Source organism: Arcanobacterium sp. S3PF19 (assembly GCF_000758825.1).
Taxonomy (GTDB): domain Bacteria; phylum Actinomycetota; class Actinomycetes; order Actinomycetales; family Actinomycetaceae; genus Arcanobacterium_A.
Window position 1 is genome coordinate 1 of sequence record NZ_JRMX01000006.1, and the last position, 6936, is coordinate 6936.

Consider the following 6936-nt stretch of genomic DNA (forward strand, 5'->3'; position numbering starts at 1 on the left):
TGATGTTTACGCGCACACTATCGGTGAGTCTTTCCCGCATACGCGGGGGTGATCCTATGTGTCCCAGTTGTAGATCTCGAAATATGATGTCTTTCCCGCATACGCGGGGGTGATCCCCAAGCTGAAAAGCGGCGGACGTATTGCTTAAAGTCTTTCCCGCATACGCGGGGGTGATCCCGGGTACCCGCTGTGTTTTTGGGTTATGGCGGGGTCTTTCCCGCATACGCGGGGGTGATCCCACCCAGCAGAGAACAAACAATATAGGATACGGGTCTTTCCCGCATACGCGGGGGTGATCCCGTGTACATCCAGCAACTGTGCGGCGGTTTTAAGTCTTTCCCGCATACGCGGGGGTGATCCCGGAAACACACCCGGGGACGACTATGAGGCCAAGTCTTTCCCGCATACGCGGGGGTGATCCCTCGAAGGCCGCGCCGCGAAATACCTCCCCGAAGTCTTTCCCGCATACGCGGGGGTGATCCCCACCGTGGCCGAAAGGGCCGCACCCAAAGCCCGTCTTTCCCGCATACGCGGGGGTGATCCCGCCTAGCACGTCGGCTATCGCTTTGATTTCTTGTCTTTCCCGCATACGCGGGGGTGATCCCCGGGTATCTGTGCCGATGCGCGGCAACCGTCGGTCTTTCCCGCATACGCGGGGGTGATCCCGGGCGCGACTACTATACGCCCGCCACGCGCACGTCTTTCCCGCATACGCGGGGGTGATCCCCCATGTGCGGATCCCGTTGGCCTGGTTTTCCAAGTCTTTCCCGCATACGCGGGGGTGATCCCGTGCCCACAGGGTAAGCAGCCAAACCCGCAGTGTCTTTCCCGCATACGCGGGGGTGATCCTACCCCTAGACATGGACGGAACACGCGGGACGTGTCTTTCCCGCATACGCGGGGGTGATCCCACATCCTCTATCCGCCGCCATCTTCCCCCGAAGTCTTTCCCGCATACGCGGGGGTGATCCCTATAACACCATGTCGATGGTGGCGGCGATGCGCAGTGCGGGCTGTGCCCGCGTGGATTTTTCCAATGCGTGCGCCGGGGATGTGATTTTCTTCGACTGGGACGGTAACGGGCGCACGGATCACGTGGGATTGGTGGAGCGTAATCTCGGCTCGGGCTGGGTACAAACCATTGAGGGCAATACTTCTGCCGGTACACGCGGCTCACAGTCGGCGGGTAATGGGGTGTGGCGCAGACGCAGGACCCGCAGCGGGGTTTACTGCATCTACCGTCCACGCTACATAGGCACAGCCACAGGCACAGCCGCTACAGGCGCGGGCACGGGCACGGGTGTGCGCTACCCCGTGAAAGTGGACGGATGGTTTGGCAAAGCCACAATCCACGCCCTACAGCATATGCTTTCCACAAGCGAGGACAGCATGGTTTCTTCCCAACCCGTATGCAATAGGGAATATCTCCCTGCCGCCGCTACGGGATGGGAGTTTGTGCCTACCACATCGGCTGAAGGATCGAGTGTGATCGCGCGTCTGCAGTCGCTTCTTGGCGTGACCGCAGATGGTTATATGGGACCGGGCACGGTTCGTGAATGGCAGTCCCGGCTTGGCGTGGCCGCAGACGGTTATATGGGGCGCGGGACCGTGCGCGCGATACAGTCGGCGTTAAACCACGGAAACATCGTATAAAGGAGAGAAATATTATGGGTAAGCATTCATCGTATCAGGGTTCTTCCACGCAGGTTGCCTATCCGTGGCGTGCCACGGTACGCAGCGTTTTTCAGGGTGTGCTCGGGTTCGCCGCGATGTGGGCGGTGATTGTTGAGGCGTTGGGTATTGACGCGAAAATCCCGTGGGTTGCCGCGTCTCTTGCTTTTACCGCCGCTGTTACGTGGGTGATGGCTCTCGGCGTGGTTGAGGATTGGCTGGCTAAATATGTGCCGTGGCTTGCCAGTGAGAAACCGTCGGGCGGGGATATGTCTAAGCCTGCGGATGGGGAAAAGTAATTACTTTTCACGGTGACCATCTTCCCCGTGCAGTTACTAACGCGGAAGAGAGTTACCGGGTGTTAACAGAGCCGAAAACTGTTAAGAATTGCAGACCTGTGCGCGTGCCAACTTGACACACAACCATTTTTTAACCACAAACGACACACGCACACAAGAGGGGACCGTCCGCGCTCCATGTTATGGAGTATGGGCGGCCCCCCTTTTTTTGTTTCTCCTTTATGGTGGTTAGTGTTTCTTACCGGTTAGGTCGGTTCTTGCTCCCCGCCCGGGACGGTTTTTGTTCCATTCGTCTATCGTCCCCGGCAGCCAGCCCCTCACGGCCCTTATCCCGGTGCCGGTGTAGGCATCCGGTGCGGGGAGTAAGCCTTTTGCCGAATAGGATTTGGCGGTGTTGAAGGTGACTCCTATGCGTGCGGCCAGATCGGTCAAGGCTAGATAATGGATGGTCATTTTATTTGTCTTTCTTGTTTTTACGGCATTTTATGGCTTCGGTGAGGAACATTGTAAAGACGGTTATACCGGCTAAAAATATGCCGATTTGCCCTATTAGTGTGTGCGGTTTAGTGACGTAGCCGGTTACTAGTACTGTGGTAGCTATTACCCATAAATGTTGCGGTTTCATTTTTTTATAGGAAATGTTAGACTGTAGGGGAAGTACCCCCCCGGTGAGGGGGCACTTCCGCGAAACGGTTTATTTGCGTTTCTTTTTCTTGGTGGACTTGGCTACTTCGATTATTTTTAGGATTAGTAAGCCGAATGAGCCGAGCCCTCCGAGGAATATTCCTATATCTGCTAACATTTCGCCTCCTTTCTTGTTTACAACAATAACTACACATGATTAAACGCCTATAGTAAAGATATAAACAACAAAAACAAAGTGAACTATATCACAAAACAATATAGAGGTAAGCTTCGAAATTTTCTTTTACACGCTCTGGTGTTCTTATGCTAGAGTCGAAACCGAAGCATAAACATACCGTAAAATTAAGGAGGGACTGTGAATGGCGACAAACGAAGCAATGCTCCGCGGGATGAAAAAAGCGATACAAATATACGCCAACCCCGACCCGAGAAAAAACAGGCAATACCGCAGCAGTCCGATACGACACCAAGACCCCTTAACAGCAGCTTGGAATCAGGTAGGGCAGTCCATGCAAACGGCCCTAAACCAGGCAGAGAAGAAAATCAACCTCTAATCCCCACTCCCGAAGAGGCTTTACAAGCAATCATAGACGGAGAAAACCTACCTGAAGAAGTACTAAAAAATTCCCTTACTCTAACTCAGCATTCAATCCATAGTGGGCCTATTCCCGCGCCGGAACAGTTTGCTCAGTACGAACAAATACTTCCAGGTAGCGCTGACCGTATTTTATGTATGGCAGAAGAAAGCTTACGGCAACAGGGTCAGGCTAGAGATAATGAAACTATTGAAAAGAAGGCTGAATCTTTTTCGTTAAAAGTTTTATCGGTAACTCTCGCACTAATTGCACCCACAGCTATTTGCATGGTTGGTTTCGGGACTATTCTTGATAAACCAGTGGCTACTTTTGGCGGAGTTTTAGTAGGGATTTTAGCTGTAATCCCTAACGCTATGAACAGTATTCGAAGAAACGGGAAAACCGAGGACTCCCCTAATTAACTAGAGTATTATGAATAATGTAGGTGGTCTTGACTGTTATAGTCTGTAGCCGTTGGCAGGGTTTTACCTATAAACTTCAGGCGGGGCGCATGCTAGTGTGCCCCGCCAAATCTTTTTTAGAACACTTCTATTTTTGTAGGTCGGTTCTGGCTCCGCGTCCTGGACGGTTGATCTGCCATGTATCTACGGTTTCGGGTAGCCAGCCGTAGGTTTGCGCGTTGCCCTCACCGATGATCGCATCTGGCGGTGCAAGACGTTTCTGGCGTTGGTAGGTACGGATAGTGGAATATGCGATTCCCACGCGTTGTGCATACCCGTGCAGGGATAGGTAGGTGATGGGCATGTTAGTTCTCAATTCGTTTCGTGAGCACCGATAGTATGGCGGCTGCTACTGTTAATGTTGCTGCGACGATTGTAAGTATGCTGGGTGCTACTGCTGCGCTAATTACCGTTAGCGCAGCTGCTGTAATTATTAGCCAGGTAGTTTGCATTTTGTTTTCGATGGTGACCGTCCCCTTGGCTTCATGGTATTATTTTCATGAAGCCAAGGGGTTTGATTAGCTTTCCTTTTCGTTGCGTTCGTTGCGTTTATTGATTGCTTCGATTAGGTCGGCGCTCGCTTTGATTGTTGCGGCTATCGCCGCGATAATCGCTGCGGTTCCGGTCATGTAGTCTATCTTTCCTCCTTTCTTCGTTTACAAATATTAGTCTTTCCCGCATACGCGGGGGTGATCCTAAAACGGAATTTCCGTCTAAATGGTCTAGTGTGCAGGTAAAGAATAACATTGTTGACTGTTGGCAAAACCCTATGGCAGTGAAAATCGAAGGTGATAGGCGTACTGCAGCTAAGATAGTTGACGGAGTGTTATTGGAAGTTTCTGCTTACGGTAAAAATTACAGAAATTTTCGTGCGGCAACACCTAAAGCGGGGGAAAAAGTTGTTTATAATACAAGAACCGGCGGTAGGGTATTGCGTGAAGATGTTGATTTGTATATTAAAGAAATGAAACAGGATAAGAGGTGGAGGTTTAATGGATAGTATCTTATCTCCCGAAGAATATGCTTCCATATCTCTTTCCAATGTTAAAGATTTGAACTGTGCCTAAATGGCTGAATATTTTTATTATAAATATTTGGACCGTATGAATCCGAGCATGATTAACACATATCAAGACGATATGTGGGGCGGTGAAGCGGACTATCCTTTTGCGGTAGATACGTTTCTGCAAATGCGTTTCCGTGGTTTGATAATGTGAAAATAGAAAAAGAAGATCTGGATGCAATGGAAACATATGTCAGATCCGGTTGGGATCCTGATTTGAAAGAGCGTACTCTTGGCTGGATTGCGCAGCATCGCAAGTCTGCCGGTGAGTTAAGTTAGATAGTTTTGAAAGGTTTTGCGTCCACCTGCACGGTGGGCGTATTTTTTATACCCGTTTTTTAAATCGTTATTTTCACCTCGGCGGTGATGCGGTTCGGGAAAAAGAGAGAAAAAACAGAAAATTCTATAAGCCCGGGAGACAAAAATAGTTATGGAAAAAGAAAATGTTGTTGATGATGTGGAAAAAGACGTGCAGGAAAATAATTCCGGTGCGGAAAAAGACACACAGACCGGTAATGCGGAAGATGAAAAAACCGCTGTTGATACCGGTAAACAGGAAGAATCTTTCCCGCATACGCGGGGTGATCCACTGCTCAAAGGAATCGGAGTGGTAATCGGAAGTGTGGCCGCACTTATAACCGCAATCCGACTCCCTAAGAGCAAGAAGAAGAAAGAATAAAAACTTCTTCAACCGTTCTCACACCAATGAGACCGGTCCTCTGCTCAATTTTAACATTACACACCATGAAAAGTCTTTCCCGCATACGCGGGGTGATCCCTCTTTATTTATGAGTAGGAAAGCTGTAGAAATCGGAAAACTCGAAATAAATACAGTGAAAATTCTTGTGGAAAAGTTTGAAGAATCCGATGAGACACACCAGAGCCTAGCCGAGAAGGTAGGGTTTTCGCGTCCTGCAATAACGAAAACTTTTGCCGGTAATCGCGCAACTACTTTAAGTGAATTAGATAAAATTGCAAACGCTCTCGGTTTAAAGCTTTCTGCTGTGGTTGCTGAAGCTGAGTATTCTTTGCGAAAAACACCCGCCCGCCGGGAAGAAAATGGCTGAAGAATGGGAAGAAAGGCGTACATAATACACCCCGCTGAAAAAGAAGCGCTCGCGATTCTTTATTCACGCTTTATTGAAACCGGGATGGCACACAAAGAGTTGGCGAATAAATTAACAACTCTAGGTAAAATTTCTGCTTTCAATTCTTTGAAAGGTAATCGCAGAGTCTGCAAAAACACCACTATCTTCTGAAACTTCCCCTCCTCGTCTTCTCCGTCTGTGCCTGCTGGGGTTGGGGTCTGCGGGTGGCGGAAGAGCCGGGGGCTGTAAACTCCGTGCGGGCATGACCTTATTACTTTACCTTATTTCTTGATTAAGGTTATTTTTTGTATAAAATAGAAACATAAAGAAAGGAGGTGAAAAATGCTAGAACGCCTAGGGGATATTCTCCTCGGGATTGGAGCAGTCCTAACGGGCGTCGCGGCCATAAACGACAGCCTCAACCCCAAGAAGAAGAAAAAGAAGAAGAAAAAATAATTCTTCAAAAGGAAACGCTCCTCAAAACCTGAGGAGTTGTTTCCCCTACACTCTGGCACTTCACCAATCATGAAAACAACACACCGACACATGCTCATAATCTTCGGCGCAGCTATAATCTACCCCCGCTTACACGGCATAGCTGCCCTGATTCTCGCCATCCTCGTATTCATCTACGGGATAAGCTCCCTGATAAACGTGTGTAAGAAAGAAAAAGAATGACTATATATTTATCCAGTTCGGAAGCGGCTGCCCGCATCGGTATAAAACACGGCACTTTCTGCTCCTACCGACAGCAGGGCCGCACACCACCACCGGACGCCAGGATAGGAAAAACGGAGGGCTGGCTGCCGGGCACGATAGACGAATGGAATAAAAACCGCCCGGGGCGGGGAGCAAGAACCGACCTAACCGGTAAGAAGTGATGATGGACATAAAAAATAAGGGGGAAACCGTCCCGCTACGCATTGGAGTATGGACGGTTCTCCCCCTTTTTGTGTGCGTGTGCCGTTCGTGGTTAAAAATGGTTGTGTGTCAATTCGATACACGCACAGGTATATAATTCTTAACCGTTTTCAACCTTATTAACAGTTTTTAACTCTATTAACTGTTTTCGGCTCTATTAACACCCGGTAACTCTCTTCCGCGTCAGTAACTGCGGGGGGGGTGCCGGGGGGG

The 6936-nt window shown here is 49.5% G+C and carries 8 protein-coding genes and 1 CRISPR repeat array; of the genes, 7 read left to right on the forward strand and 1 reads right to left on the reverse strand.

Annotation, left to right across the window (positions count from 1 at the left end):
- Window positions 1-26 precede the first annotated feature (26 nt).
- Window positions 27-972: a CRISPR direct-repeat array (repeat unit 29 nt; unit sequence GTCTTTCCCGCATACGCGGGGGTGATCCC).
- 9 nt (window positions 973-981) lie between these two features.
- Window positions 982-1653, forward strand: a complete 672-nt coding sequence (locus HMPREF1631_RS06905; RefSeq protein WP_156956182.1) for a CHAP domain-containing protein — start codon at window positions 982-984, stop codon at window positions 1651-1653.
- Between the two features lie 14 nt (window positions 1654-1667).
- Window positions 1668-1970, forward strand: a complete 303-nt coding sequence (locus tag HMPREF1631_RS01445; protein ID WP_034231563.1) for a hypothetical protein — start codon at window positions 1668-1670, stop codon at window positions 1968-1970.
- Between the two features lie 228 nt (window positions 1971-2198).
- On the opposite strand, the gene HMPREF1631_RS07205 is transcribed toward HMPREF1631_RS01445, so the two are convergent.
- Entirely contained in the window at window positions 2199-2423 is a 225-nt protein-coding gene (locus tag HMPREF1631_RS07205; protein WP_034231564.1) for a hypothetical protein, read from the reverse strand.
- Window positions 2424-2970: 547 nt separating this feature from the next.
- Here HMPREF1631_RS07205 and HMPREF1631_RS06910 point away from each other — a divergent pair.
- From HMPREF1631_RS06910 to HMPREF1631_RS01470, 5 genes are all read left to right on the forward strand, one after another.
- The gene (locus HMPREF1631_RS06910; RefSeq protein WP_084707303.1) at window positions 2971-3612 is read left to right on the forward strand and encodes a DUF2335 domain-containing protein; all 642 of its coding nucleotides are present in this window, start codon (window positions 2971-2973) and stop codon (window positions 3610-3612) included.
- 814 nt (window positions 3613-4426) lie between these two features.
- Entirely contained in the window at window positions 4427-4651 is a 225-nt protein-coding gene (locus tag HMPREF1631_RS01460; RefSeq protein ID WP_156956184.1) for a hypothetical protein, read from the forward strand.
- A 67-nt stretch (window positions 4652-4718) separates the two neighbouring features.
- Window positions 4719-4868 carry a hypothetical protein gene (locus HMPREF1631_RS07210; RefSeq protein ID WP_156956185.1) on the forward strand — a complete coding sequence of 50 codons (150 nt, stop codon included), beginning with the start codon at window positions 4719-4721 and terminating at the stop codon, window positions 4866-4868.
- Between the two features lie 276 nt (window positions 4869-5144).
- Complete coding sequence (locus tag HMPREF1631_RS01465) at window positions 5145-5393, forward strand: hypothetical protein (protein WP_034231570.1); 249 nt, start codon at window positions 5145-5147, stop codon at window positions 5391-5393.
- Between the two features lie 154 nt (window positions 5394-5547).
- Window positions 5548-5781, forward strand: a complete 234-nt coding sequence (locus HMPREF1631_RS01470) for a helix-turn-helix domain-containing protein (RefSeq protein ID WP_034231572.1) — start codon at window positions 5548-5550, stop codon at window positions 5779-5781.
- The last annotated feature ends 1155 nt before the right edge of the window (window positions 5782-6936 follow it).

Coding starts and splice junctions, on each gene's coding strand:
- HMPREF1631_RS01465 (WP_034231570.1), top strand. CDS start 5,145: ATGGAAAAAGAAAATGTTGTTGATGATGTGGAAAAAGACGTGCAGGAA.
- HMPREF1631_RS07210 (WP_156956185.1), top strand. CDS start 4,719: ATGGCTGAATATTTTTATTATAAATATTTGGACCGTATGAATCCGAGC.
- HMPREF1631_RS07205 (WP_034231564.1), bottom strand. CDS start 2,423: ATGACCATCCATTATCTAGCCTTGACCGATCTGGCCGCACGCATAGGA.
- HMPREF1631_RS01445 (WP_034231563.1), top strand. CDS start 1,668: ATGGGTAAGCATTCATCGTATCAGGGTTCTTCCACGCAGGTTGCCTAT.
- HMPREF1631_RS06905 (WP_156956182.1), top strand. CDS start 982: ATGTCGATGGTGGCGGCGATGCGCAGTGCGGGCTGTGCCCGCGTGGAT.